Below are 25046 nucleotides of genomic sequence, written 5' to 3' on the forward strand. Positions count from 1 at the left end.
CCAGCAGGCGGAAGCACCCTCCACGCCTGGATGCATGGAGGGCAGCCGGCCGGGCCTCAGTCTTGGACCGTGGCGTCCTCCATGAGCCCCGGCAGGAAGCCGGGGACCGTCCCGGCCGCCCGCTCCGTACGCAGCGCCCTGCGCGCGAGCACCGCGTCCAGCGCGAAGCTGGCGAAGTCATACGCCTCATCGGGAGAGGGACGCCGCGCGCTGGCGGCGATGGCGGAGAGCTGTGCGCACGAGGACACCAGCGCCATGTGCGTGAAGGCCTGGGGGAAGTTGCCCAGCGCCTCGCCGGTGCCGGGCACGGCCTCCTCCGCGTAGAGCCCCACGTCGTTGCCCAGCCGCAACAGCCGCGCGAGCACCGCCTCCGCCTCGTCCCGCTGGCCGGCGTGGGCCAGCACGTCCACCAGCCAGAACGAGCACAGCAGGAACATCCCCTCTCCGCCCGCGAGCCCGTCCGGCGTGTGGTAGCGGTACAGCAGCCCGTCGGACTCCAGCCGCTCGCGCACCACCCGCACCGTGCGCTGAACCAGCGGGTGCGCCACCGGCAGGAAGCCCAGCGCCGGCACCAGCAGCGTGGACGCATCCGCCGCGCCCGAGCCGCGCGCCTGTGGAAACCAGCCGCCCTCCGCGCACTCCAGCAGGAAGCGCCGCAGCGCCGCGCGCTCCCGGGCCCAGCGCGTCAGCGGCGCCGGCAGCCCCCGCGCGCGAGCCAGCCGCAGTGCCCTGTCCAACGCCACCCAGCACAGGAGCTTCGAGTGGACGAAGTGCCGGGGCGCGTCGCGAATCTCCCACAGCCCCTGGTCCGGCAGTCGCCAGCGCCGGCACACCTCCTCCACCAGCCAGGACAGGTAGTCCCAGTTCGTCGTCGACAGCAGCCCCCCCGCGCGCGCGTACAGCCACGCCGCCTCGAGGAACTCGCCCGTCACGTCGAGCTGGAGCTGCTTCACGGCGCCATTGCCGATGCGCACCGGACGCGCGCCGGCATGGCCCTCCAGGTGTGTCAGCTCGATTTCAGGCAGCAGGCGGTGGCCCTGGATGCCGTACATGATTTGCACGTCCGTCGCGCGCCCCGCGCTGGTGCGCCGCAGCCAGTGGCGGAAGGCGTCCGCCTCGTCGCGGTAGCCCATCACCAGCAGCGAGATGAGCGTGAGCGAGGTGTCCCGCAGCCAGGTGAAGCGGTAGTCCCAGTTGCGCACGCCGCCGGGCTCCTCCGGAAGCGACGTGGTGGGCGCGGCCACCAGCGCGCCCGTGGGCGCATACGTGAGCGCCTTGAGCGTGAGCGCCGAGCGCCGCACCGCGCGCACGTGCTCTCCGGTGTACGCGCAGCGGGAAATCCACGTGCGCCAGAAGGTGAGCGTGTCCTCCAGCCGCTGGCGGAAGGTGGCGCGGTCCGGCGCGTCCGCGGGAGAGCGCTCGACGAAGGACGGCGTCCACGCCGCCTCCACCCAGGCCTCGTCTCCCGCGCACAGCTTCCACCGCGCGCGCAGCGCGTCCTCGCGGGCCACCAGCGGATGCGTCGTCGTCACCCAGAGCGCGTCCGCGCCGCCCACCACCTCGGCGGTGCGCCATGACGTGAGGCGCATGCGCGGGACGAAGGAGCCGTACTCGAAGCGCGGGGTGAGCACGACGCGGACCATGACCTCGCCGGCGAGACACCGGATGCGCCGGAGCAGCGCATGGCGCGTGCCCACGTGCGTGCCGCTCGCGCCGCCGGGGAAGACGGGCATGCAGTCGACGACCTCGAGCACGCCGCGCGGCGTGCGGAACGTCGTCATGAGGACGTTGGTGTCCTCCAGGTAGGAGCGCGTGGAGTGGAAGCGCCCCTCGGGAGCGACGCCGAAGCTGCCGCCCCGGCGGATGTCGAGGATGCGGCAGAACACCGAGGGTGAGTCGAAGCGGGGGAAGCAGGCCCAGTCGATGGAGCCGTCCTTCCCCACGAGCGCGGCGGAGTGACAGTCCCCCAGGAGCGCGTAGTCGGCGATGCGGGCCATCCGCACTCCCCTCTCGAATCGACAAGGACCGTGGGGGAGGCGCCGGCCCGCGCCCGCGCCCCACGGGCGGAAGGCCCGGCATCCGATGGTTCCTCGCCCGGTCCTCCGCCCTTCACCGATGGGGCTGACGCGCGCCCGGTGCAAGCGCGCCGAGGCTTCAGCGACGGAGCGTCACGGGATGGCCGCCTGCCTGCTTCCTCGATGCGAGGGAGGGACGGACGCAGCGATGCCCGCCCTGCCCGTACCCCGGGGAAGGAGCAGGGCCATGCGCCGCCGTGCCGCCGCGAGGGGACTCGCTGGAGCGCCACACCGCATGCCCGCTGCACTGCGTGGAAGCACACGCCAGCTTTTTCGCAGGGGCCTGCCCTTCACGGCCCCGGGGAGCCAACGATGTTCAACCGGTCGGAAATCCACAAGGGCATGAAGGTTCGCGGCAATGACGGCCACACCATCGGCCGCATCATCGACATGACGGACAGGGAGCTCATCGTGGAGAAGGGGCTCTTCCGCCACCATGACTTCGCCGTCTCCATCGACGACGTGCGCGAAGTCGTTCACGGCGAGGTCATCCTCAACCACGGACGCGACAGCCTCTTCGCCGCGCCCCGGGAAGTCCCTCCCATCCACCAGTGACGCCGGAGTCCGTCTCCACGGGGCGCCGTGCCGCTACGGCGCCCCGCTCCACCCCGAGCGCGCCTCCGCCTCGCGAGCCGCGCGCCGCCCTGCCTCCACGTCCACCCGCCACAGCACCGCCGCCCCCGCGCCGAAGAAGAGCAGCAGCGACAGCACCGCCTGCCGGCTGGAGCCCGTCAGCTCCACCGTGGCCGCGAACACCAGCGGGCCCAACACCGCCGTCACCTTCTCGAAGACGCTGAAGAGGCCGAAGAACTCCGCCGCCCGGTTGCGCGGCACCATCTGCGCGAACAGCGAGCGGCTCAACGCCTGGCTCCCGCCCTGCACCATGCCCACGCCCAGCGCCAGCGCGAAGAAGTGCGCCGCCGTGTGCATGAAGTACCCGAGGAACGTCACCCCCACGTACACCGCGAGCGCCAGCATCAGCGCCCGCTTCGCTCCCACCCGCGCCGCCCCCTTGCCGAACAACACCGCGCACGGCACGCCCACCACCTGCGTCATCAGCAGCGCCCCAATCAGCGCGCCACGACCAATCCCCAGCTCCGTCCCATACAGCGTCGACAGCCGGATGATGGTGCCGATGCCGTCGCTGTAGAGCAGATACGCCACCAGGAGCAGCAGCGCCTCGCGGTGCTGGCGCAGCCCCTTCAGCGTCTCCGCCAACTGCACGAAGGTGCCTCGCAGCGACACCCGCCGCTCCCGCCCGTCGCTCGAGGGCGAGGGCGAGGGCTCCGGAATGCGCAGGAACAGCGGCACCGAGAAGCCCGCCCACCACACCGCCACGGAGAGGAACGCCGCGCGAGACGCCGCCGCCGCGTCCGCCAGTCCGAACCAGCGCGGCTGCAGCAGCACCACCAGTTGCAGCGCGAGCAGCAGCCCTCCGCCCAGGTAGCCCAGCGCGTAGCCCGCGGTGGACACCCGGTCCAGCTCGTCATCCCGGGCGATGTGCCGCAGCAGCGCGTCGTAGAAGACGAGGCTCCCCGTCACGCCGATGTTGCCCAGGCCGAACAACACCAACCCCCACGCCCAGTCGCCGCGCCCCACTCCAGCCAGCCCCGCCGTGCACGCCACGCCCAGCGCGAGGAACCCGCCCAGCAGCGGCTTGATGCGTCCCGCCGTGTCACTCAGCGCGCCCAGCACCGGTGACAGCAGCGCCACCACGGCCAGCGCGACGGAGGTGGCGGTGGCGAAGCGCGCGGTGGCCACGTCGCGCGGCAATCCCTCCGAGACCACGGACGCGTAGTAGAGGGGGAACACCACCGCGATGACGGTGGTGACGTACGCGGAGTTGGCCCAGTCGTACAGCGCCCACGCGCGCAGCTCCGGCCGGGTGAGCCCCATGCGCGTGAGCAGCGCGTCCCAGGCCCTCATGCGTCGAAGTCCATGCCCTGCACCGCGTCGTCGGCCTGCGCCGCCTGGTACACGTGCCACGCGGCGGCCAAATCTTGAAAGGGCAGCCCCACCGCGCCGAACACCGTCACCTGCTCCGGAGACGTGCGCCCCGGCTTGAGGCCCGCGATGATTTCGCCCAGCTCCGCGTGGATGGCGTCCTCGCCCAGCCCTACGTTGCCCGCCGCGCCGCTGCTCGAGGCCAGCCCCCGGTGGTCCACCACGAAGAGCGACTGCTTCAAGAGCTCCGCGGACAGCTCCGCCTTGCCCGGCTCGTCCGCGCCCAGGGCGATGACGTGCGTGCCCGGCCGCAGCATGCCGGGCTGCAGGAAGGGAATCCGGCTCCACGTCGCCGTCACCACGATGTCCGCGTCCGCCACCGCGTCCGCCACCGACTCCTCCATGCGCACCGGCAGGCTCAATTCCTTGTACATGCGCGTGGCGAAGCTGAGCGCGCGGTCGGCCTCCGAGTCATAGACGCGCACGTGGTCCAGCGAGCGCACCAGCCGCAGCGACTTGAGCTGCAGCACCGCCTGCCGCCCCGCGCCGATGAGCGCCACGCGGCTCGCGTCCGGCCGCGCCAGCACGTCCGCCGACAGGGCCCCCACCACGCCCGTGCGCACCGCCGTCAGGTGCCCGGAGTCCATGATGGCCATGAGCGCGCCCGTGCCCAAATCGTGGAGCTGCACCACGCCCCGAATCGCCGGCGTCTGCCCGGGGAACTTCGCGTGCACCTTCACCGTGTACGCGGGGATGCCGGGCAGGCTGCCGGGGAAGAGCACCATCGCGGTGCCCTCCGCGTGCAGGGGCGCGCGGGCGCGCTGCGGGACCACCGTGCGGGCGAGGGCATCAGTGCGGAAGGCCTCACGCAGGTCTTCCAGCAGGGTGAGCGCCTGGAGGTTGCGGGACACATCGGAGCGGGTCAGCAGGAGGGTGCGCATCTTCCACCCAACCTAACGCCAGCGGCGCCGTCCCTACAGCGTCCCGTGCACCTCGCACGGGAGAAGCGCACGCCGGTCGACGGTGTGAAGCTTGTACGAAGGTACACACCGCACGAAGGCGGCTCGCCCCGAGGGGAGTGGCAGCCAGCCCCGGCGGGCGCCGTGCCGGAAGCAAGGGCGGCGGCGGCCCGGCATGGCGCCCGGGAGTGCGCCTTCATTGGGACGTGAGGGCAAGGCACGAGCGTCAGGGCGTGCCCAACATTGAGGCGGAGGTGGCGAGGGCGGGCAGGGCCTCGGGAGGTCGGCAATGCTGGAGCCGGATGCACGCTCCGTGAATAAAGAGGAGCCCGGTGGGGCGAGGACGCTCCGCGCCGCGGACTTCCTGCGGCAGCACCGCTCGGCATTGCTGTCCGACTGGGAGCAGGGGATGCACGCGCTCCACGCGGACCACTCGGAGCGACACTCCTGGCTGATGGACCACATGCCGGAGTTGCTCCTCGCGCTGGCCGAGGTCATCGAGCACGGCCCCGAGGGGCTCGGCACCGAGCTCTGGGACGAGCACGCGGTGATTCGGCTGGACCAGGGCTTTGATTTGGGCGAGGTGGCGGCCGAGTACGCGCTCCTGCGCAAGTGCATCCTGCGACGGCTGGAGCAGGAGCCACGGGGGCTGGCGCCGGGTGAATTGGAGCGGCTGGAGGAGGCGCTGGACCGCGTCGTCACGCGCACCATGACGTGCTTCTCGCAGGCCCGTCAGCGCATCCTCCAGGCGCTGGACCGGATGACGCAGGCCACGCTGGACAACCCCAGCGTGGAGGCGCTGCTGATACGGCTGCTCACCGTGCTGATGGAGTCCGCGCTCGCGGTGGACGCGGCGGCGGTGATGATGGTGGAGGGAGACAGGCTGGTGGTGCGCGCCGCGGTGGGACTGGGGGCGGACGTGGCCCTCGGCTGCTCCCTGCGGCTGGACGAGGGCTTCATGGGCCAGGTGGCCACCACGCGCAAGCCGCAGGCCCTGCGCTCGGCCTCCTCGGACCCGCGCGTGGTGATGCCGCACCTGAAGACTCCGGGCCTGCGCGCCGTCTACGGCGTGCCCATGATGGAGGACGAGCGGCTGCTGGGCGTGGCGTACATGGGCTCGCGCACCGCCTTCCTCTTCTCGGACCCGGACACGCTGCTGTTCCGCAGCATCACCCAGCGGGCCACGGCCTGGCTCGTCCAGGCGCGACTGCAGGCGGATGAGCGCAGCGCGCGCGTGGAGGCGCAGCGCTCGCTCGCGCAGCTCAACGCGCTGCTGGCGGCCACGCCCATGGGCATCGCCTTCCTGGACGCGGAGCTGCGCTACGTGCGCCTCAACCAGGCCATGGCGGACATCAACGGCATCCCCCTGGCCGAGCACCAGGACCGCTCGTTCCGCGAAATCCAACCGAAGGCGATTGCGGACCTGATTGAGCCCATCCTCCGCCGCGCGCTGGAGACGGGCGAGCCGGTGCTCTCGTTCGAGTTCGGCCTGCCCCCGTCCGAGCCCCGGGGCGGAGGCCGCACGTGGCAGGCCAGCTTCTATCCGGTGCGCACGGTCATGGACGAGGTGCTGGGCCTGGGCTGCACCGTGGTGGACATCACCGAGCACAAGCAGGCGGAGGCCACGCTCCAGCGCGCGGTGGACTTCCGCGAGCAGCTCCTCGCGGTGCTGGGGCATGACTTGCGCAACCCGCTCAACGCCATCAACGCGTCGGCCTTCCAGCTCTCGCGCACGGAGGTGCTGGGCCCGCCGGAGCGGCGCGCGGTGGACCGCATCCGCAAGGCCACCGCGCGCATGGGGCGGATGATCAACGACATCCTCGACTTCGCGCGCAGCCGGCTGGGCGGCGGCATTCCGGTGTCGCCCCAGCGGATGAACCTGGCCGAGGTGTGCCAGGCCACGCTGGAGGAGCTCCAGGTGAGCCACCCGGAGCGGCAGCTCGTCTTCGAGGCGCAGGGCGACGCCTGGGGAGAGTGGGACCCGGACCGGGTGTCGCAGGTGCTGGGCAACCTGGTGGCCAACGCGATTCAGCACGGGCAGGAGGGAGCGCCGGTGCGCACCGTGGTGCGAGGCGAGCCCGACGAGGTGGTGCTGGAGGTGCACAACCTCGGCGACCCGATTCCCGCCGAGCTGCGGGCGCGCATCTTCGACCCGTTCAAGACGCACGCGGGCCCGCAGGACGCGGCGAAGCAGAAGCGCAGCCTGGGGCTGGGGCTCTACATCGTCAGCCAGATTGCCGCCGTGCACGGCGGCCGCGTGGAGGTGCGCTCCACGGTGGAAGAAGGCACCACCTTCACCGTGCACTGGCCGCGCATGCCCCCGAGCGTGTGAGCTGGACACGCACCGGCCAGCGAGCCCCGCTCACCTGAGCGGGGCCCTGGCCTCCCATTACTTCGTAGCGGGCTTCGCGCCTTCCTGCGCCGCGGGCGTCAGCGCCAGCGTGTGCACGGCCTCGGCGAGCATGCGCGTGCCGGCATCGAGGCTCTCCAGGGAGATGGACTCATCCGGCGCGTGGCCGGTGTACAGCTCGCCGGGGAAGCCGGGCCCGAAGTCCACGCCCTTGGGGAACAGGCGCGCGTAGGTGCCGCCGCGCACGGAGCCGGGCTTCACATCCGGGGCATTCTTGTGGCGCTTGTAGATGTCGAGCAGCGTGGTGACGAGCGTGCCGGACGTGTCCGCCACGTGCGCGTCGCCCACGTAGCGGCCCTTGCTGTCCTCCTTCACGCGGCCACCGGAGTCCTCGCCCACCCGCTTCGCCGCCTTGTCGAGCGCGGCGTTGAACGTCGCGGCGTCCTGCCCCTGCGGCCGGCGCATGTTGACGCCCAGGGTGACGTTGCCGTCCTTCACGCGCAGCACCGTGGGCGCGGCGATGAGCGAGCCCATGAGGCCGTCATCCTTGTACGCCACGCCCAGCTTCTGCCCGAAGTGGTCGCCGTCGAAGCGGCGGGCCACCACGCGCAGCATCGCGGAGATGCCGTTGTCCTCCAGCGGCAGGCGCGAGGCCACGGCGGCCAGGTCCCACATCGCGTTGTGCCCCTCGTCGGCGATGGACGCGTGCACCGCCTTGCCGTGCGTGGTGAGCACCACGGTGTCGCCGTCGCGCTTCACGTCCGCCTCGAGCGAAGCGCGCGCGCCCTTCTCCGCCGCGACGGCCGCCTGCACGTCCGCCAGCGCCTGTTCGACGGTGCGGCCCGCAGAGGGCGCGAGCTTCAGCGTGGAGGCACCGGGCACCTGGGTGAGGAACTCGCCGCCGGCGACGTCCACCGCGCGCAGCGTGGCCTTCGCGTCCTTCACGGACTCACCGACGGGCGCCGCCAGACTCCACGCGACGAAGCCGGACTGCGCGGCCACCACGGGGTAGTTGGAGTCCACGGAGATGACGTGCGTGGCCTTGGGCTCGGAGGACGCGTACTTCTGCATGCCGGACCAGTCGCTCTCCTCGCCGTTGCCGACGATGACGAGCACGCGGCCCTGCGGCTTGAGGCCCAGCTGCCGCGCGAAGTCGAGCGCCACCAGCGCCTGCGCCAGCGGCCCCTTGTCGTCCTCGACGCCGCGGCCGTAGAGGCGGCCGTCCTGGACGTAGGGCTCGAAGGGAGGCTTCTTCCACTCGTGCGCGGGCGCGGGCACCACGTCGCCGTGGAAGACGAGGCCGAGGTGCGGCGCGCCCTCGCCCCAGGACAGCTCGAAGACGTCGTTGGTGCCCACTGCGCGGTACGTCATGCCGTGCGCCTTGGCCCACTTCTGGAGGAAGCGGCCCATGTCGGCGATGGCGGGGCTCTTCGCGGCGGGTACCTCGCTGCTCACCGTCTGGAAGCGGACGAGCTGCTTGGTCAGCTCCACCACCTCGTCGAGGGCGCAGGCCTGGACGTAGGCGGCATAGCGCTCGGCGGCGGGGGTGCCCTTCATGGCGCCTTCCGAGAAGCGGGCGGCGCGGGCCTTGGGCGTGCCCTGGCAGCGCGCGTCCTTGGTGGCGGCGGCGAAGGTCAGGGAGGGGAGGACGCAGAGGAGAGCGGCGGTCAGTCGTGTGCGCATGTGGGGGGACACCGTAGTCCAGGGACACAGGGCGGCCCACCCGCGGCACGGGCCATTGACCCGCCGGCCGGCCGCCTGCTCCGTCTGGGGGTGAAACCGGGCGCCGAGGTCGCTATTCCTGGGGCATGTTCTTCAACCCCACGAAGAAGCTGAGGATGCCGGGCCCCGACGAGGCACTGCCCGGCCGGTCGGAAGAGATGCCCGTCCCCGCGAAGCACGAGGTGCTCGGCACCCCGCTCAAGGGCCCGGTGCCGCAGGGCTTCGAGGAAGCCGTCTTCGGCATGGGCTGCTTCTGGGGCGTGGAGCGCAAGTTCTACCAGACGCCCGGTGTGTACAGCACCGCGGCGGGCTACGCGGGAGGACTGACGCCCAACCCCACCTACCGCGAGGTGTGCTCCGGCCTGACGGGCCACAACGAGGTGGTGCGCGTCGTCTACGACCCGAAGAAGGTGACGTACGAGCAGTTGCTGAAGGTCTTCTGGGAGAACCACGACCCGACGCAGGGCATGCGCCAGGGCAACGACGTGGGCACGCAGTACCGCTCCGGCATCTACTTCACGAGCGAGGCGCAGAAGCGCGCCGCCGAGGCCAGCCGCGACGCGTACCAGCAGGCGCTGAAGGCGAAGGGCTACGGTGAGATTTCGACGGAAATCCTCCCCGCGCCGCCGTTCTATTACGCCGAGGACTACCACCAGCAGTACCTGGAGAAGAACCCGGACGGCTACTGCGGCATCGGCGGCACCGGCGTGAGCTGCCCCGTCGGCGTGGGCGTCAGGGCCTGAGTCCTGCTGCATCCCGGGAGCCTTCTCGCGAGGAGGGCTCCCGGTGTCTCACCGGCGTGCGTGTGGCGCGCTCATGAATGAGCAGCGCCCGCCGCCCTGCATCACCTCCCTGCAACTCGAAGTCACCAGCAGCACGGTGCAAGTGCAGCCGCGCTGCGTCTTCACATGCGTCCACACTCGCATGAAACACGTGACTTACCGCGTTATCACGACTCGGTTTGACTTTGTCCACAGTCCGAACAATTAGAATCCCATCCAGAAAGGAATGGACCGCTCGGACGCAGTTCCTCCTCGACAGTCGTTCCGGTGTCCCCTCCCCCACTTTCTCCAGCGGCCCGCTTTTCCCCATGAATGTGCCGACTCCTCGCGAGCAACGCGCGCACGGTGCCCGCCAATGGCTGGCCCGTGCGTGCGCGGTCATCGCGGCAGTGGGTGTGGTGGCCTTCGCGCCGTCCGCGCAGGCGCAGGTGGGCACCGTCAACCTGGCCCTCAACAAGCCGGTGACGACGTCCACGAGTGAAGCAGGCCTCCCCGGCAGCTACGCGGTGGACGGTAACCCCAACACGCGCTGGGGCAGCGCCTTCACCACCAGCGAGTGGATTCAGGTCGACCTCGGAGCCTCCACCACCATCGGCCGCGTGGTGCTCACCTGGGAGACGGCGTACGGCAAGGGCTACACCGTGCAGGTCTCCACGGATGGCAACACGTGGCAGAACGCGCGCGTCGTCACCGACGGCGACGGCGGCACCGATGACCTCGCGCTGACGGCCACCGGCCGCTACGTGCGCATCCTCTGCCAGGTGCGCGGCGCGGTGGACTACGGCTACTCGCTGTGGGAGCTCGCGGTGTACGGCGGCTCGGCCGTCACGGGAGACCTCGCGAAGGGCCGGCCCGCCACCGCGTCCAGCGTGGAGACCAATGCCCCGGGCCTCGCGGCGCAGTACGCCTTCGACGGAGACGTCAACACGCGCTGGTCCTCGGCGCCGACGGCCGCGGAGTGGATTCGCGTGGACCTCGGCTCCGTGCAGCAGCTCGGCAAGGTGGTGCTCAACTGGGAGGGCGCGTTCGGCAAGACGTACGTGATTGAAGGCTCCAACGACGACGCCAACTGGACGGCGCTCGCGCCCACCGTCAGCAACGGCGCGGCGGGCATCAAGGAGACCACTGTTTCAGGCAGCGCCCGCTACGTGCGCATGCGCGGAATCGAGCGCGGTACCGGCTACGGCTACTCGCTCTGGTCCTTCGAGGTGTACGCGCCCGGCGGCGGCCCCACCGACCCGCCCCCGCAGACCACGAACCAGACGGTGAAGCTCATGTTCCCCGAGCTGGCCTACGCGAAAATCAACGTCTCGCCCGCGCCCATCAGCGTCACGCCCACGCCCGAGGAGGGCAACACCACGCCCTCCGTGCGCAACCCGCCCGGGCCCTTCACCTACGAAATCACCTTCGCGCCGAACACCACGGTGACGATGTCGAAGAACCAGTTCTCCCCCACGCAGCCGAACACGGACATCCGGCTCGTCGTCACGAGCTCCAACGGCGTGGTGCAGCGCGGACAGTCCGTCTCCGCGCTCGCGGTGCAGGGCGCCGAGTGGAAGGTGGAAATCTACTCCACGGGCACGGGCCCCGACGGGCGAGACCGCACCATCATCCCCGACCCGTACGTGGCTCCCGCGCCGCCGCCCGTCTCCGGAGCCTTCGCCGTCACCGCACCCGCCAACGGCGCGATGATTACCAACACGCGCCGCCCCACGCTCCAGTGGGCGGCCGTCACCGGCGCGACGAACTACAAGGTCTACCTGAACATCAGCCGCAACGACTACGACTGGATGGCGCCGGGCAGCCTGCTGGACCGCTACACGCTGATGACCACCACCACGGCCACGTCGTGGACGCTGACCGAGGACCTGCCGGACCGCTGGACGTACAAGTGGTACGTCGTGGCCACGCTGCCGAGCGGCGGCACCAGCCGTTCCGACCTGCGCACCTTCTCCGTGTACCTGCCGGTGGTAGAGACGGTGGCGGACGCGGTGCCGCTCATCAACGGCATCCGCGACCTCAACAAGAACGGGACGATTGAGCCGTACGAGGACTGGCACAACCCCATCGCCACGCGCGTCAACGACCTCATGTCGCGCATGACGCTGCACGAGAAGGCGCTGCAGATGTTCTACGACGCGAAGACGGTGCCCGAGGCCGGCTTCATGATGGGCCCACTGAGCCCGCAGGACATCGTCAACTTCCAGAAGGCCTCCGCCGCCACGCGCCTGGGAATCCCCCACATCGACGCGGGCGACACCATCCACGGCTACAAGACGAGCTGGCCCACCCAGCCGGCGCTCGCCGCTTCCCGTGACTTGGACACCGTCTACGAGCTGGGCGACATGCAGCGCCGCGAGCAGCTCGCGGTGGGCAGCCGCGGCACGCTGTCGCCGCTGGCCGAAGTCGGCACCAAGGTCCTCTACCCGCGCATCCAGGAGGGCAACGGCGAGGACGCGGACCTGGCGGCAGGCCTCACCCGCGCGCTCATCGCGGGCCTGCAAGGCGGCCCCGAGGTGAATCCGCACTCCATCTGGGTGACGACGAAGCACTGGCCGGGCCAGGGCGCGGGCGGTGAGGCCGGCATCACCTACGACGGCACCACCATCCACTACCACATGCGTCCGTGGCACGCGGCGCTCGAGGCCGGCACCAGCGGCATCATGCCGGGCTACGCGGGGAGCTGGCTGCTCGGCCCCGAGGGCTATGGCTCGGGTGACAACCCGAGCATCATCAACTACCTGCGGACGAAGCTCGGGTACACGGGTGTCATCTGCTCGGACTGGCTGCCGTCGGGCGCGTGGTCTCGGTCGGCCAACGCGGGCTCGGACGTCATGGGCGGCGCCACGCCGACGCAGATGGGCACGTTCGAGAGCGAAGTCTCCGCATCGCGCATCGAAGAGGCCGCGCGTCGCATCCTCGAATTGAAGTTCCGCATGGGCGTCTTCGAGGACCCGTACCGGGGCGGCCCCGGCGGCACCTCGCAGTGGCACACGGCGGACCACAAGGCGCTGGTGCGTCGTGCGGCGGCCAACGCGATGACGCTGCTGAAGAACGATGGTGCCCTGCCGCTGCGGCTGGCAGCCGGTTCGTCGATTGTCGTCGCCGGCCCGCGCGCGGATGACCCGTCCTGCATGGTGACGTGGCGCTCGGACTTCCACGGCACGGAGTTCGGGGACCTGACCATCTACCAGGCCATCAAGCAGCGCGCGGAGGCGGCGGGCATCACCGTCTACAAGGACGCCGCGCCCGCGGGCGTGACGCCGAACGCGGCCATCGTCGTGGTGGGCGAGAGCTACTTCACCCACGGCACCGAGTGGGACAAGGAGAAGCCCTACCTGCCGGGCGACCCCATCGGCCCCGCGCACGACGCGAAGTGGGGCAACCAGTACGGCATCATCACCGGCTTCAAGGCGCAGAACATCCCCACGACGACGGTGCTCATCCTCCCGCGCCCGTATGTGCTGACCAACGTGGTGCCGCAGACCAACGCGCTGCTGGTGGCGTACCGGCCCGGCGACTCCGGAGGCCCGGCCGTGGCGGACGTGCTCTTCGGCGACGTCTTCCCGCGCGGCATGCTGCCGTGGCAGCTCCCTCGTGGCATGGACCAGGTGGGCACCGACGTGGAGAGCGGCCAGTTGGAGCAGTGGGATTTGCCGTTCGATTTGGGCGCCACGGCGGCGCAGCGCGCGGAGATTCGCCAGAAGATTGCGGCGGGCCAGGCGATTCAGCCCATCTACGGCAACCCGCTGTTCCAGTACGGCGCGGGCATCCAGGGCTTCGGGCTGGTGGACGCGACGCCGCCCACGGCCTTCACGCTCACCACGCCGGCGCCGGGCTCCACGATTACGACGAAGCCGACCTTCACGTGGACGGCGAGCAGCGACCCGCAGACGGGCATCCACCGCTACGAGGTATACCTGGACGGCAACCCGTTCCCGGTGGCGACGGTGAGGACGCCGTCCGCGTCGCTCACGAGCACGGCCATCGGCAACGGGGCGCACACGTGGTTCGTGAAGGCGTACAACTGGGCGGGCGGAGTCACGACGTCGGCCACGGCGACCTTCACGATGAACGACACCGCGCCTCCCGCGGCCTTCACGGCGCTGGTGCCGGCGGCGGGCTCGACGGTGTCGGGGGCGATTACCACGTTCATCTGGGAGCAGACGACGGACGTGGGCGCGGGCGTGTCGCAGTACGTGCTCAACGTGGACGGCACGGACCGCTCGCCCACTGCGACGCCGCATGCGTATGTAGGGACGACGACGAACCTGGCGCTGGGGAAGAACGTGGCGGCGACGTCCAACGAGTTCGGCAGTCCGAACGACGCGGTGGACGGCAACGCGGCCACGCGCTGGTCCAGCCGCAACGACACGGCGAGCCCGGACACGGAGTCCATCACCGTGGACCTCGGCGCGGTGTACTCCATCAAGCGCGTGCGGCTGAGCTGGGAGGCGGCGTACGGCAAGCAGTACGTGGTGGAGACGTCGCTCGACGGGAGCACGGGCTGGCAGACGCTGCGCAGCGTGACGGCGGGTGACGGCGGCGAGGACGACCTCACCAGCCTGAGCGGCGTCGGGCGCTACGTGCGCATGCGTGGCGTGCAGCGCGCGACGGGCTACGGCTACTCGCTGTGGGAGCTCGAGGTGTACGGCGTGGGCACGGAGCAGCTCTCCATTACGGGGCTGAATGCCGGTAGCCACACGTGGCGGGTGAGGGCCGTGGACGGCGCGGGCAACAGCACGCAGTCCAACGGGCCCATCACCTTCACGAAGTAGCAGCGGGTGACACGGGGGCGGCCGCTACCGAGGCGGCCGCCCTCCACTCAGCGGAATGCAGCGGAGTCGTTCCACTCTGACACGGGAATGAAGCGCAGCCCCTCTGGTGGAGGAGTGAGGCCCATCACCCTGTCCACCACCGTGCGATGGAAGAGGTGCACGGGCGTGGCTTCCGCCAGCACGAAGACGAGGCGCTCCGCCTCGGGAATATCCGCGAGCACCGCCTCATCGAGCACGAGCCTGTCGATTCCCAGGATGGTCCCATCCTCGTCATCGACAGAGAGCAGCGAGCTCTCCCGATTCACACAGCCAATCTCGTTGAAGACATGCAGCAGCCAGTATCGCAGCACATCGTCCTTGACCTTCACGTCCGCGGGCACGAGCTGCGCACGGAAGAGATGCAGGTCCACCAACACGTCCTTGAGACGGTTGGAGAAGACCGGTTTCGGCAGGGCATGGTGGTCCACCATGATGGGCCTGAAGGGAACCGGCTCGCGCAGTCGCAGCCGGATGGGCTCCCCGAGCGTGACAGCCGTCCCCTTGTAGAAAGCGCTCCCGCTCTGGTCCCAACCGAGCAGCGGGTGGACGTTGGACACAGCACGCTCGATGACGAAGTAGTCGCGCTGCATGCTCAAGTCCCAGCGCTCAGGGGACGACGAGAGAGCGGCTTCCCGGTGACGCCGTGCACCGCTCCATGCTTCCGCCCGTGAGGACATGCGCGTCGCGGCTTGTCCGGAATGTTCTGCACGCCCGCGCACCCGGGCCCGCCCTCCTGGTAGTCACGTCCATCCGCGGAGAGCGTCCAGGAGAAGCGTGCCACCTTCATGAGAATCTCCGCGCTCAGCTTGTCGAGCCTGCGCGTGAGCTTCGCCGGGTCCTCGCAGAAAGCACCTCGCTCGAGCTGTGCCCTCACCCCGTCGAGCTTCGAGACGACGGCCTGTGGGTAGGCCAGGCCCAGGTCCTCGGCCCAGCCCGCGGCATGGTTACCCCGGTGCAGCGGCACATGGAGCTCGCAGGCGACATCCATCCGCGACGGGAGCATGACGCCATTCGGCTTCCGATCGATGCTGTAGCCGTACTCGCGGCAGAACCGCGCCCAGTCCTCGTCATCCGCCATGGCCTCGGAGCAGATGAGGTGGTGCGCGGCGATGGACCTCGGCCCCGTGTACCAGTCGTGCGACTCCGGCTCCCGGCCTTCCAGGATGGCCTCGCTGAGCCACATCGAGTTGCCGATGTGGCTCCCCCACTTCGGTGCGAACGCATGCTCGGGCTTCCTGCAGTACTTGCAGGGAGGCTTCTTCGGGGGCTTGGGCCCATCCCCAGGCTGGGACTGAAGGAACAGCACCCGACGGCCTCGGATGGTGACAGACATGGGAAGAGCAGACTCCCGTGCCCGCCACCTCCAGAACTGTCCCCCGGGGTACCCGGCAATCACCTTCACGACAACTCAGTCGTCGATGGCCGCGTAAGCCAGCGTCCAGAAGTCCTGATACACGGGATTGAGCGTGGGGAAGCCCGCGCGCTGGGTCATCAGGAGGGAAATCATCTCCTCCTCCGGGTTGTTGGCCCACGCCGTGCCATACCCCCCATCCCATCCATAGCGCCCCGGCGCCGCCGCCACGCCATCTCGATGCGTGACGATGGACACGCCGAAGCCCCAGCCAAAGCTCCCCCACGCATCGGGCACCAACCCCGATGCCACCTTCTGCTCGGGCGTGAGCTGGTCCGTCGTCATCGCCTCCACCGTCGGCCGCGACAGGACGCGGAAGCTCCCCAGCTTCCCGTTGCCCATCAGCATCCGCGCGAACGCGAAGTAGTCATCCACCGTCGACACCAGCCCCGCCGCACCATCCGGGAACGCGGGAGGGCGGCTCCACTGGCTGTCCTGCACACCGTCGTGCAGCTCCAGCGCTCCCGTCCCCTGATTGACCATGTACGACGTCGCCAGCCGCTCCAGCTTCTCCGCCGGCACCGTGAAGTGCGTGTCCTTCATGCCGAGCGGCTCGAAGATGCGCTCGCGGAAGAACGTCTCCAGCGACTGTCCGGACGCGCGAGCAATCAGCACGCCCAGCACGTGCGAGCCCGTGTTGTACATCCACCGCTCACCGGGCTGATGCATCAGCGGCAGCGTCCCGAGCCGGCGCATCCACTCGTCGGGAGAGTGCTGCGTCGCCGGCTTCGGCGGCCCGAGGCTCAGCCCGAGCTCATGGATGGCCTTCTCGATGGGCAGCGCCCCCGACGGCGGCATGACGAGCCCGAAGCCCATCCGGAAGGTGAGCACATCCCTCACGGTGATGGGCCGGTTCGCCGGCACCGTGTCATCGAGCGGCGCCGCGAGCCGCTTCAGCACCCGGCGATTCGCGAGCTCGGGAAGCCACCGGTCCACCGGCTCGTCCAGCCTCAGCTTGCACTCCTCCACCAGAATCAACGCGGCCACCGCGGTGACGGGCTTCGTCATGGACGTGATGCGGAACAGCGTGTCCCGCCGCATCGGCCCGCCGCCGAGCGCCTTGTCGCCAGAGACGTCCACGTGCACCTCGCCCCGCCGACTGAGCAGCGAGACGAAGCCGGGCACGCGACCTTCCTCCACGTGACGGGCCATGACGTCGTGCATGCGGCCGAGCCGCGCCTTCGACCAGCCTCCACTGCTCATCACCCGCTCCTTTTCGGACAGCGTCGTGTGAAGCTCAGGGGCTCAGGGGAAGAGGACGAGCACCGTCTCCATCGGGGGCGTGCGCACCCGGTGCACCGGGAAGCGGAGCTGCCGGACCTTCCCCTCCAGACACCGGAGACGCCTGGACGGGACCGCGTCCCGGGGCGACACGCGCCCCGAGGCGCTCAGCGTGGCGGACCGCACGCTCCCATCCGTCTCCACCTGTACCTTCAACGTGTAGGGCTGGGGCTTGCCGGTGAAGGCCACCTGCCCGCAGGCCTTCTGCAACTCCTGTGCGTTGGCGAGGCGTGCCACTTCATGCGGACCCACCCGGTCCGGCAGCTCGCCCTCGGGAATGGGCGAGGGCGCCAGCGGCCCCGGCCCGCACTCCCACAGCCTGTCCCCACGCACGCGGCCGTCGGGCAGCTCCACCTCGAGCAGCGGCTCCCAGCGCACCAGCCACGGCAGCCCGTCGAAGGCCGGCGCCCACGGGTCCGCCGCGTACTCCCGGCGGAAGAGGGAGTCCTCGAACGCGCGGCTCTCCACCACCGCGCTCGAGCCCAGGCGGAACTGCCCCGGCGTGGCCTTCCCGTCATGCCCCGGCTGCTGCCCCTCCATGCGGGCGATGACCAGCACCGCGTCGAGGAGCGAGCCGGTGGGCTCCTCGGACCACGGCGTCGCGTCGTACCAGCCGTCCGCGAGCATGAAGAGGTCCGTGCGCCCCAGGTCCTCCGCCGTGCGCAGGACGCGGGAGAACGCGCGCCGCCGCGACAGGCCCCAACCGCCGATGAAGGTCTCCTGCTGCTCCGCGCCGACCGCGCCATGGTGGCCCGAGACGGGAACGCGGCGGCACCACGTCTCCGGGGAGTAGAGCCGGGGAATGTCCGAGGGCGGCGGCACCGGCTGGCTCAGCGCGCCCCGCTGGATGCGGGTGGCCTGGAGCTTCGAGCTGAAGTAGCTGCCCGACATGCCCCCGCCGGTGGACTTCTCCCAGAGGCGCCGCGCCAGGTAGTGCTCCGGCGCGTCCGTGTCACACCAGTAGGTGACGGGCCCGTCCGCGGGGCGGTCATCCGTCCCACCCTCCACGCAGGTGACGGAGACATCGCCAATCCGCCTCGCCACCCGCGGGTCGTCCGCGCCGGGCGGAGGACTGGGGCGCGGCGGAGGCGGAGGCACGCGCTCGCTGTCCACGGGGATGAGGAAGCGGCGCTCGGGCGTGGCGGCGTTCTGCACCTTCAACGTGGCCTGCACCCAGACCCAGGGGCGCTGGATGGAGACCACCTGCAGCTTCGCGGTGGCGCTCAGCCGCCTGCGGGACTCGGGTTGCCGGAAGGAGCCGCTGTCGTACGTGTACTCGTACTCCACCGCGTCTCCCACGCGCGCCTCGCTCCACGCATTGTGCGGGGCGGAAGGCGCGCGGGACGCCGCGTCCTGGCCCGGAGCCTCGACGGTGCCGGGCACCGGCCGGGACGGGCCGGAGCGGAACTCGTCGCAGCCCGCGCCCGCCACGAGGAGCGCGGCGCAGAACGCTGGAAGACGCTTTCTCACGGCGCGCAGCATGGCATGGGGACGGGAGGGCCACCCAACATCGGGCCCCCACCAGGCAGGCAGTCGTGCGCCCGGCTCACGCGAGGTTGTGGAAGACGCGCTGGACGTCGTCGTCCTGCTCCAGCGAGTCCACCAGCTCGAGCACCTCGGTGGCCTTGTCCTCGGGCAGCTCGATGAGGTTCTGCGCCACGTACTCGGACTCGGCGGAGATGGGCGACAGGCCCTTGGCTTCAATCGCGTGCTGGAGCTGGCCGAAGTCGGTGAAGGCGCAGCGGATGATGAGCTGCTTCTCGCCCTTCTCGCCGGTGCCCTCGCCCATCTCCTGGAGGCCGTGGTCGATGAGCTCCAGCTCCAGCTCGTCCTGATTCACGCCCTCGGGGTTGAGGCGGAAGACGCCCATGCGCTGGAACATGAAGGCCACGCTGCCGGTGGTGCCCAGGTTGCCGCCGTACTTGTTGAAGTGCATGCGCACGTTGGCCACGGTGCGCACCACGTTGTCGGTGGCCGTCTCCACCAGCAGGGCGATGCCGTGCGGGGCATAGCCCTCGTAGAGCACGATTTCGTAGTTGGACCCCGTCTCGCCGCTGGCGCGCTTGATGGCCGCCTCCACCTTGTCCTTCGGCATGTTCGCCGCGCGAGCGTTCTGGAGGACCCGGCGCAGGGTGGAGTTGGAGTCGGGATTGGGCCCCCCGGCCTTCACGGAGATGGCGATGTCCTTGCTGATGCGCGTGAACACCTTCGCCATCTTGTTCCAGCGGGCCATCATCGTGGCCTTGCGTGTCTCGAAAATGCGTCCCATGGGTGGGAGTGTATAGGTCGGCCCCCCGACGCGTGGCTACTCCCACGCGGCTTCGCGCGCGGTACGGTCGTGGCCCGGCCGGAATGTGGCGCCTCCCCTACGGCGGGGCGGACGGCTCGGCGGGACGGACGATGGGCGGGCCCCGGGGTGTTGCTGCCCCAACACCCCACTCGGCTGTGCGGTCAGCACCCGGGTAGAATCCCCGCAGCCGGTTCGAGCCCATCCGCTACCAGGGCAAGCCCGTCGACGTCAGCTATACCTTCACCTTCACCTTCACCGTCGACTGCTCGAAGAAGCGGGACATGACGGCCGAGCAAGCCCCGGCATCCTGCGCCACCAGGCCGGACAGCCGGAACGGGCTCGGAGCTACCGGGCCTGCTGCGGTGCCGCGGCCATGCGGTTCGCGGCGCCGGAGCCGGGCCCGCCCGCGAGGGCGCGGTCCATGTGCGAGCCAAGCTTGCCCAGGGCCATGAGCCCCGCCATCCGGTAGTCGGAGATGAGCGACCAGAGCGGGTACTTGAAGGACGCCGGCTTGTTGCGCTCGATGACGAAGTGGCTGAACCACGCGAAGCCGTAGGCGGCCACGAGCGCGGCAGGCACGAGCAACCCGTTCCCCGCCACGGCGGCGGTGATGCCGATGCCCGTGCCCAGGCTGGTGCCCACGAAGTGGAGCCAGCGCGTGGACGGCAGCGCGTGCTCCCGCAGGTAGAACGGCCAGAACTCGGCATAGGTCTGGATGCGGTCGGACATAGGGTGAAGTTGTGTCCAGCAGAGGGCTCGGCGTCAACCTGCCCCGGGTCGGAGCGTGTAGGCACGGACACGGCCGGATGCCCGCCGGCCAACCCTCCAGGAGCCGCGCTTCCAGTCTCACGCGCAATTTGCGACAGGGTGTCGACAGGGGGAAGTCGGCTGCTCCGCGAGGCTCGCGGCTCGTGGGAGACTCCGGGGTGATGGCGGAATGGATTCCCAAGCTGAACCCCACGGTGGACCTGCGGAAGCTGGCGCTCAGCGCGGAGGAGGGCTTCGTGCTCTCGCGCCTGGACGGCGCCACTCCGGCGAGGAACCTCCCCGCCCTGACGGGGCTGCCGGTGGAGAAGCTGAAGACCATCCTCACGCGGCTCGTCTCCGAAGGCGCCCTGCTCCCCGCCGTCGCCGCCGCGAGCCCGGGTGCGTCGCCCGCGCAGGCACCCGCGGCCCAACCTCCCGAGGCCACGACTCCGACACCGGAAGCCCATCCGCTCCAGGCCCGCGCGGCGCAGGTACAGAGCGCGAGCCGCCCTGCGTCGCGCCCCGGTGCTGAAGCAGAAGAGGACCTCCCCACGCTGGACCTGACGGCGCAGGAGGCCGAGGCGCCCTCGGAAGCCGACGCCTCGGACGAGCCGGAGCCCGCCGCCGAAGAAGAGTCGGAGGTGGCGCAGGGCAACTACCGCCAGCTCTTCGAGACGCGGCTGCACCCGCTGCCCGAAGACCAGCGCGTGGCGCACGCGCACTCGGCGGAGGACCCGGTGTTGTCGGCGCTGTGCTTCGACCCGGTGCCGGCGGTCATCAAGGCGGTGCTGGAGAACGCGCGCACGGGGCTGGCGCATGCGCGGCTGGTGGCGCGCCACCACCGCAACCCGGTGGGGCTGGAGGCGCTGTGCGGGCGCGCGGCCTTCGCGGCGGACGCGGGCGTGCGGCGGTGGCTGGTGCGCAACCCGCAGCTTCCCTCGGGCCTGTTCCGCCGGCTGTGGGGCTCGCGGCGCCTCATGGAGCTGCACAAGGTGACGAACGACCGCGACATCCCCGAGGGCACGCGGCGCTCGGCGCGCGAGGTGCTCCGCCAGCGCTTCGCCAGCGGACCGGCTGAAGAGAAGGTGGAGCTCATCATCAACACCGAGGGCCGCTCGCTGGCGGCGCTCATCGGCATGCCGGTGGACGGAAAGACGACGTCGCTGCTGTGCGGACGCACCTACCGCTCGCCCATGCTCATCCAGAACATCGCGCGCTGGAGCGCGGCCCCGCCGGCCCTCATCGCGCACCTGCTGCGGCAGGAAGCGGTCCGCCGCCAGCCGCAACTGCGAATGCTCCTCGTCCGCCATCCCAACGCCCCCGCGGACGCGAAGCGCGGCGCCTGATTCGAAGCAACACGGTGCTCGGCACGCCCCATCCCCGGCGGGGATGCCTGGCCCTGAAGGCACGATGCGGGCCGAGAGACACTGCACCCGACAGACCGGCTCACGGGAACGACTTGAGCCACGGGTCCGGACGCTCCTGGCAGCGTGCTGTTCGGAAATGTCGGGACATTTGCCCGGGCCGTTGCGGTGACGGGGCGAGAGCGCCGCCACAAAACCCCCGACATTTCCGAACAGCATGCCCTTGGCGCCCGGAGCGGTCGAACCGTCAGGAGGAATCGTGAGCCACCCCGTCGTTCGTATCGGTCTCGTGGGAGAGCGGAGTCCCACCGTGCGCGCGCATGGCGCCATTCCTGTCGCCCTGGAGCTCGCGGGCCGGGAGCTCGGCGTGTCCGCGGAGCCCATCTGGCTGAGCACGCGTGAGCTGCACGGAGCATCTCCAGACACGCTCACCGCGTTCGCGGGAGTCTGGTGCGTGCCCGGCAGTCCCTACGAGAGCATGGACGGAGCCCTCACCGCGATTCGCACGGCGCGCGAGCAGGGCATCCCCTTCCTCGGCACCTGCGGAGGTTTCCAGCACGCGCTCATCGAGTTCGCGCGCAGCGTGCTCGGCCTGCGCGACGCGGACCACGCCGAGTCCAATCCGGACGCCACCATGCCCCTGGTCGGCGCCCTCTCCTGCTCGCTCGTCGGCGTGCGCGGCAAGGTGAAGCTGAGCGAGGGCTCCCAGGCGGCCCGTGCCTTCGGCCACACCGAATCCACCGAGGCCTACCACTGCAACTACGGCCTCAATACGCGCTACCGGCACGTGCTCGACGGCACACCGCTGCGCATCACCGGCGAGGACGAAGAGGGCTCCGTGCGTGTGGTGGAGCTCACCGGGCACCCGTTCTTCCTCGCCACACTCTTCCAGCCCGAGCTGAGTGCGAGCACGGGACAGCCGCATCCGCTCGTACAGGCGTTCCTCGCGGCTGCCTCCGCGCGGGCCGCACGGATGCAGCCCACGAAGAGCGTTGGCTGATACCAGGACACGGCCCCTCCGAGCACTTCACGAGGGGCCGCCCGACAAGCCTCAGTGCTTGAACGCCACCGCCACCGCGTCCACGAGCGACGTCGTCGGCCGGCCGATGAGCTTGCGCAGGGTGCCGGAGCTGTCGTTCAGCTCGCCGCGAGACGCGCCGACGTCGGAGTCCGCCAGAATCTCGGCGAACGGCCCCGGCACACCGGCGCCCGTGAGGATGCCCTGGTACTCCTGGGACGGCAGGCTGTTGTAGGCAATCGCCTTCCCCGCCTTGCGAGACACCTCGGCGGCGAGCTCGGCCATGGTGAACGGGGCGTCACCCGCCAGCTCGTAAATCTTGTTCTCGTGCCCCGGCGTGGTGAGCACCGCCGCAGCGGCCGCCGCGTAGTCCGCACGGGTGGCCGCCGCGATGCGACCCTCGCCCGCGCTGCCCACCATGGCCCCCTGCGCCAGCGCCGTCCCGAGGTGCTCCGTGTAGTTCTCGAAGTACCAGCCATTGCGCAGGAACACGAAGGGCACGCCCGAGGCGCGGATGGCCTCCTCCGTGGCCTTGTGCTCCTTCGCCAGCGCCATGCGCGAGGTGTCCGCGCGCAGGATGCTCGTGTACGCCAGCAGCTTCACGCCGGCCTTCTTCGCCGCGTCCACCACGGCCTTGTGCTGAGGCGCCCGCTGCCCCACCTCGTTGCCGGAGATGAGCAGCACCTTGTCCACCCCGGCCAGCGCCGGCCCCAGCGTCTCCGGCTTGCTGTAGTCCGCCTGACGGACCTGCACGCCGCGCGAGGCGAAGTCGCCAGCCTTCGCGGGGTCGCGGACGCCCACGGCGACCTGGCTGGCGGGAACCTTCTTGAGCAGCTCCTCGACGACGAGACGGCCGAGCTTCCCGGTGGCACCGGTGACGAGAATCATGGGGTGAATCTCCAGAAACGAAGTGGGTCCTGCGTTGAATCGCGAGACTCACCGTAACGGCGGTACTAACTTTCCGTAAGTACCTACCTTGAGGTAAGCTACTGACATGACGGCGAGCAAGCAGCCCAAGCACCTGCGCAAACAGATGGCGAAGTGGGCGGAGCAGCGGGGCGATGTGTACGCGGCGGAGTGCCCTTCCCGAGGCGTGCTGGAGCACGTCACCAGCCGCTGGGGCGTGCTGGTGCTGGTGGCCCTGCAGGACGGCACGCACCGCTTCAGCGAGCTGCGGCGGAAGGTGTCCGGGGTGAGCGAGAAGATGCTCGCCCAGACGCTCCACGCCCTGGAGGAGGACGGCTTCGTCCTGCGCGAGGTCCACCCGGTGATTCCCCCGCACGTGGACTACAGCCTCACCCCCATGGGCGAGGAGGTCGCCACCCACATGGAGGCGCTCACCGACTGGATTGAGGACAACCTGCCCCGCGTCTTCGAGGCGCGGGCGAAGCAGGCCCAGTCTCCCCGGAAGAACGCCAGCGAGCCCCGGGCCCGCCGCCTCACGGCCGGCGCGCGGTGAGGATGGGCTGGTAGAAACCCGTCTCCTCCGGCGAGTACCACCGCGTGTCCATCAGCCCGGCCCGCGTCAGGGCCCGCTCCAGCTCCACGCGGTGCAGGGCGCGGTACACGCCGGTGTGCTCGGTGGTCTGCCACCCGCTGCCCTCGGGGCGCAGGATGAACTGGTGCACCGTGTACGTCCGCCCGTCCGCGGACCAGTCCCAGAGCTGGAAGAGGATGCGGCGTCCCTCGGGCGCATCCAGCACCCGCTCCGAGGTGAAGCGCGGCTGCTGCGCCACCAGCGTGTCGTAGTCGCGGATGCTCAGCGCCAGGAGGCCTCCCGGTACCAGCTTCGCCGCCATGGCGTGCGCGGCCGCGTCCAGGTCCTCGTCGGTGAGCAGGTGCGGCACCGCGTTGTCGAAGGCGATGACGACGGGGAAGGTGCCAGCCACCTGCGTGTCCAGCGTGCGCATGTCCGCCACGCCGGTGGAGAGGTGGACGTTCATCTTGCGGGCCTCGCGCTCGGTGCGGGCCACGGCGGCGGGGCTCAAGTCCGTGGCGTGGACGGTGTAGCCGCGAGCCGCCAGCCCCAGCGCCTGGGTGCCGATGCCACACGCACAGTCGAGCACGCGCCGGGGCGGAGGCTCGCCACAGCGGCGCAGCAGGGCATCCAGCGCGGCGCCCTGCCGCTCCACCGTCTGCGTCCAGTTGGCGAAGAGCAGGTGGTACTCCTCCGCCAGTCCCTCGTAGAACCCCAGCACCGCGTCACTCATGTGCGGCGATTCCTACCACTCATGGCGGGGCGCGCACCTTCTCTCGCGCACACGGACGTCCCTTGGTGGACCGTCG

19 protein-coding genes are annotated in these 25046 nt (G+C 70.5%); 7 read left to right on the forward strand and 12 right to left on the reverse strand.

Annotation, left to right across the window (positions count from 1 at the left end; genetic code table 11):
- Positions 1-56: 56 nt before the first annotated feature.
- Complete coding sequence (locus ACVTJA_RS49605) at positions 57-1997, reverse strand: glycoside hydrolase family 15 protein (protein WP_465831561.1); 1941 nt, start codon at positions 1995-1997, stop codon at positions 57-59.
- 390 nt (positions 1998-2387) lie between these two features.
- On the opposite strand from ACVTJA_RS49605, the gene ACVTJA_RS49610 reads away from it, so the two are divergent.
- On the forward strand, positions 2388-2630 hold the full coding sequence (locus ACVTJA_RS49610) for a hypothetical protein (protein WP_465831563.1): 243 nt from the start codon (positions 2388-2390) through the stop codon (positions 2628-2630).
- A gap of 33 nt (positions 2631-2663) precedes the next feature.
- Here the strand turns inward: ACVTJA_RS49610 and ACVTJA_RS49615 are convergent, their stop codons facing one another.
- On the reverse strand, positions 2664-4001 hold the full coding sequence (locus ACVTJA_RS49615) for an MFS transporter (protein ID WP_465831565.1): 1338 nt from the start codon (positions 3999-4001) through the stop codon (positions 2664-2666).
- Complete coding sequence (locus tag ACVTJA_RS49620; protein WP_465831567.1) at positions 3998-4960, reverse strand: ornithine cyclodeaminase family protein; 963 nt, start codon at positions 4958-4960, stop codon at positions 3998-4000. Before ACVTJA_RS49620 ends, ACVTJA_RS49615 begins: the two co-directional genes overlap by 4 nt.
- Positions 4961-5267: 307 nt before the next feature.
- Here ACVTJA_RS49620 and ACVTJA_RS49625 point away from each other — a divergent pair, with 307 nt between their 5' ends.
- On the forward strand, positions 5268-7310 hold the full coding sequence (locus ACVTJA_RS49625) for an ATP-binding protein (protein ID WP_465831569.1): 2043 nt from the start codon (positions 5268-5270) through the stop codon (positions 7308-7310).
- 57 nt (positions 7311-7367) lie between these two features.
- Here the strand turns inward: ACVTJA_RS49625 and ACVTJA_RS49630 are convergent, their stop codons facing one another.
- On the reverse strand, positions 7368-9011 hold the full coding sequence (locus ACVTJA_RS49630) for a Sapep family Mn(2+)-dependent dipeptidase (protein ID WP_465831571.1): 1644 nt from the start codon (positions 9009-9011) through the stop codon (positions 7368-7370).
- Between the two features lie 125 nt (positions 9012-9136).
- On the opposite strand from ACVTJA_RS49630, the gene msrA reads away from it, so the two are divergent.
- Positions 9137-9793 carry a peptide-methionine (S)-S-oxide reductase MsrA gene (gene msrA / locus ACVTJA_RS49635; protein WP_465831573.1) on the forward strand — a complete coding sequence of 219 codons (657 nt, stop codon included), beginning with the start codon at positions 9137-9139 and terminating at the stop codon, positions 9791-9793.
- Positions 9794-10140: 347 nt separating this feature from the next.
- Positions 10141-14610 (forward strand): galactose-binding domain-containing protein, encoded by a 4470-nt coding sequence (locus tag ACVTJA_RS49640; protein WP_465831574.1) that lies wholly within the window; start codon positions 10141-10143, stop codon positions 14608-14610.
- 47 nt (positions 14611-14657) lie between these two features.
- Here the strand turns inward: ACVTJA_RS49640 and ACVTJA_RS49645 are convergent, their stop codons facing one another.
- The 6 genes from ACVTJA_RS49645 to ACVTJA_RS49670 all read right to left on the reverse strand — a co-directional run bounded on the left by ACVTJA_RS49645 (position 14658) and on the right by ACVTJA_RS49670 (position 20360).
- Positions 14658-15239 (reverse strand): imm11 family protein, encoded by a 582-nt coding sequence (locus ACVTJA_RS49645; RefSeq protein ID WP_465831576.1) that lies wholly within the window; start codon positions 15237-15239, stop codon positions 14658-14660.
- A gap of 2 nt (positions 15240-15241) precedes the next feature.
- Complete coding sequence (locus tag ACVTJA_RS49650) at positions 15242-15982, reverse strand: AHH domain-containing protein (protein ID WP_465831577.1); 741 nt, start codon at positions 15980-15982, stop codon at positions 15242-15244.
- A 75-nt stretch (positions 15983-16057) separates the two neighbouring features.
- Positions 16058-17263 (reverse strand): serine hydrolase domain-containing protein, encoded by a 1206-nt coding sequence (locus tag ACVTJA_RS49655; protein ID WP_465831578.1) that lies wholly within the window; start codon positions 17261-17263, stop codon positions 16058-16060.
- A 42-nt stretch (positions 17264-17305) separates the two neighbouring features.
- Complete coding sequence (locus ACVTJA_RS49660; protein WP_465831579.1) at positions 17306-18811, reverse strand: DUF6068 family protein; 1506 nt, start codon at positions 18809-18811, stop codon at positions 17306-17308.
- A 76-nt stretch (positions 18812-18887) separates the two neighbouring features.
- Complete coding sequence (locus tag ACVTJA_RS49665; protein WP_465831581.1) at positions 18888-19610, reverse strand: YebC/PmpR family DNA-binding transcriptional regulator; 723 nt, start codon at positions 19608-19610, stop codon at positions 18888-18890.
- A gap of 366 nt (positions 19611-19976) precedes the next feature.
- Positions 19977-20360, reverse strand: a complete 384-nt coding sequence (locus ACVTJA_RS49670) for an Mpo1-like protein (protein ID WP_465831582.1) — start codon at positions 20358-20360, stop codon at positions 19977-19979.
- Between the two features lie 200 nt (positions 20361-20560).
- Here ACVTJA_RS49670 and ACVTJA_RS49675 point away from each other — a divergent pair, with 200 nt between their 5' ends.
- Together ACVTJA_RS49675 and ACVTJA_RS49680 are read left to right on the forward strand one after the other, a co-directional pair.
- Positions 20561-21724: a hypothetical protein gene (locus tag ACVTJA_RS49675; protein WP_465831584.1), complete on the forward strand. Its 1164-nt coding sequence runs from the start codon at positions 20561-20563 to the stop codon at positions 21722-21724.
- Positions 21725-22001: 277 nt separating this feature from the next.
- Positions 22002-22742 (forward strand): CTP synthase C-terminal region-related (seleno)protein, encoded by a 741-nt coding sequence (locus ACVTJA_RS49680; protein WP_465831586.1) that lies wholly within the window; start codon positions 22002-22004, stop codon positions 22740-22742.
- A gap of 51 nt (positions 22743-22793) precedes the next feature.
- On the opposite strand, the gene ACVTJA_RS49685 is transcribed toward ACVTJA_RS49680, so the two are convergent.
- A complete protein-coding gene (locus ACVTJA_RS49685; RefSeq protein ID WP_465831588.1) occupies positions 22794-23648 on the reverse strand; it encodes an SDR family oxidoreductase in 855 nt (284 codons plus the stop codon).
- A gap of 106 nt (positions 23649-23754) precedes the next feature.
- Here ACVTJA_RS49685 and ACVTJA_RS49690 point away from each other — a divergent pair, with 106 nt between their 5' ends.
- Positions 23755-24219 (forward strand): winged helix-turn-helix transcriptional regulator, encoded by a 465-nt coding sequence (locus tag ACVTJA_RS49690; RefSeq protein ID WP_465831590.1) that lies wholly within the window; start codon positions 23755-23757, stop codon positions 24217-24219.
- Here ACVTJA_RS49690 and ACVTJA_RS49695 read toward each other — a convergent pair.
- Positions 24200-24970: a class I SAM-dependent DNA methyltransferase gene (locus ACVTJA_RS49695; protein ID WP_465831592.1), complete on the reverse strand. Its 771-nt coding sequence runs from the start codon at positions 24968-24970 to the stop codon at positions 24200-24202. The two genes, ACVTJA_RS49690 and ACVTJA_RS49695, sit on opposite strands and share 20 nt — an antisense overlap.
- Positions 24971-25046: the final 76 nt, after the last annotated feature.

This window comes from Pyxidicoccus sp. M6, from assembly GCF_055568925.1.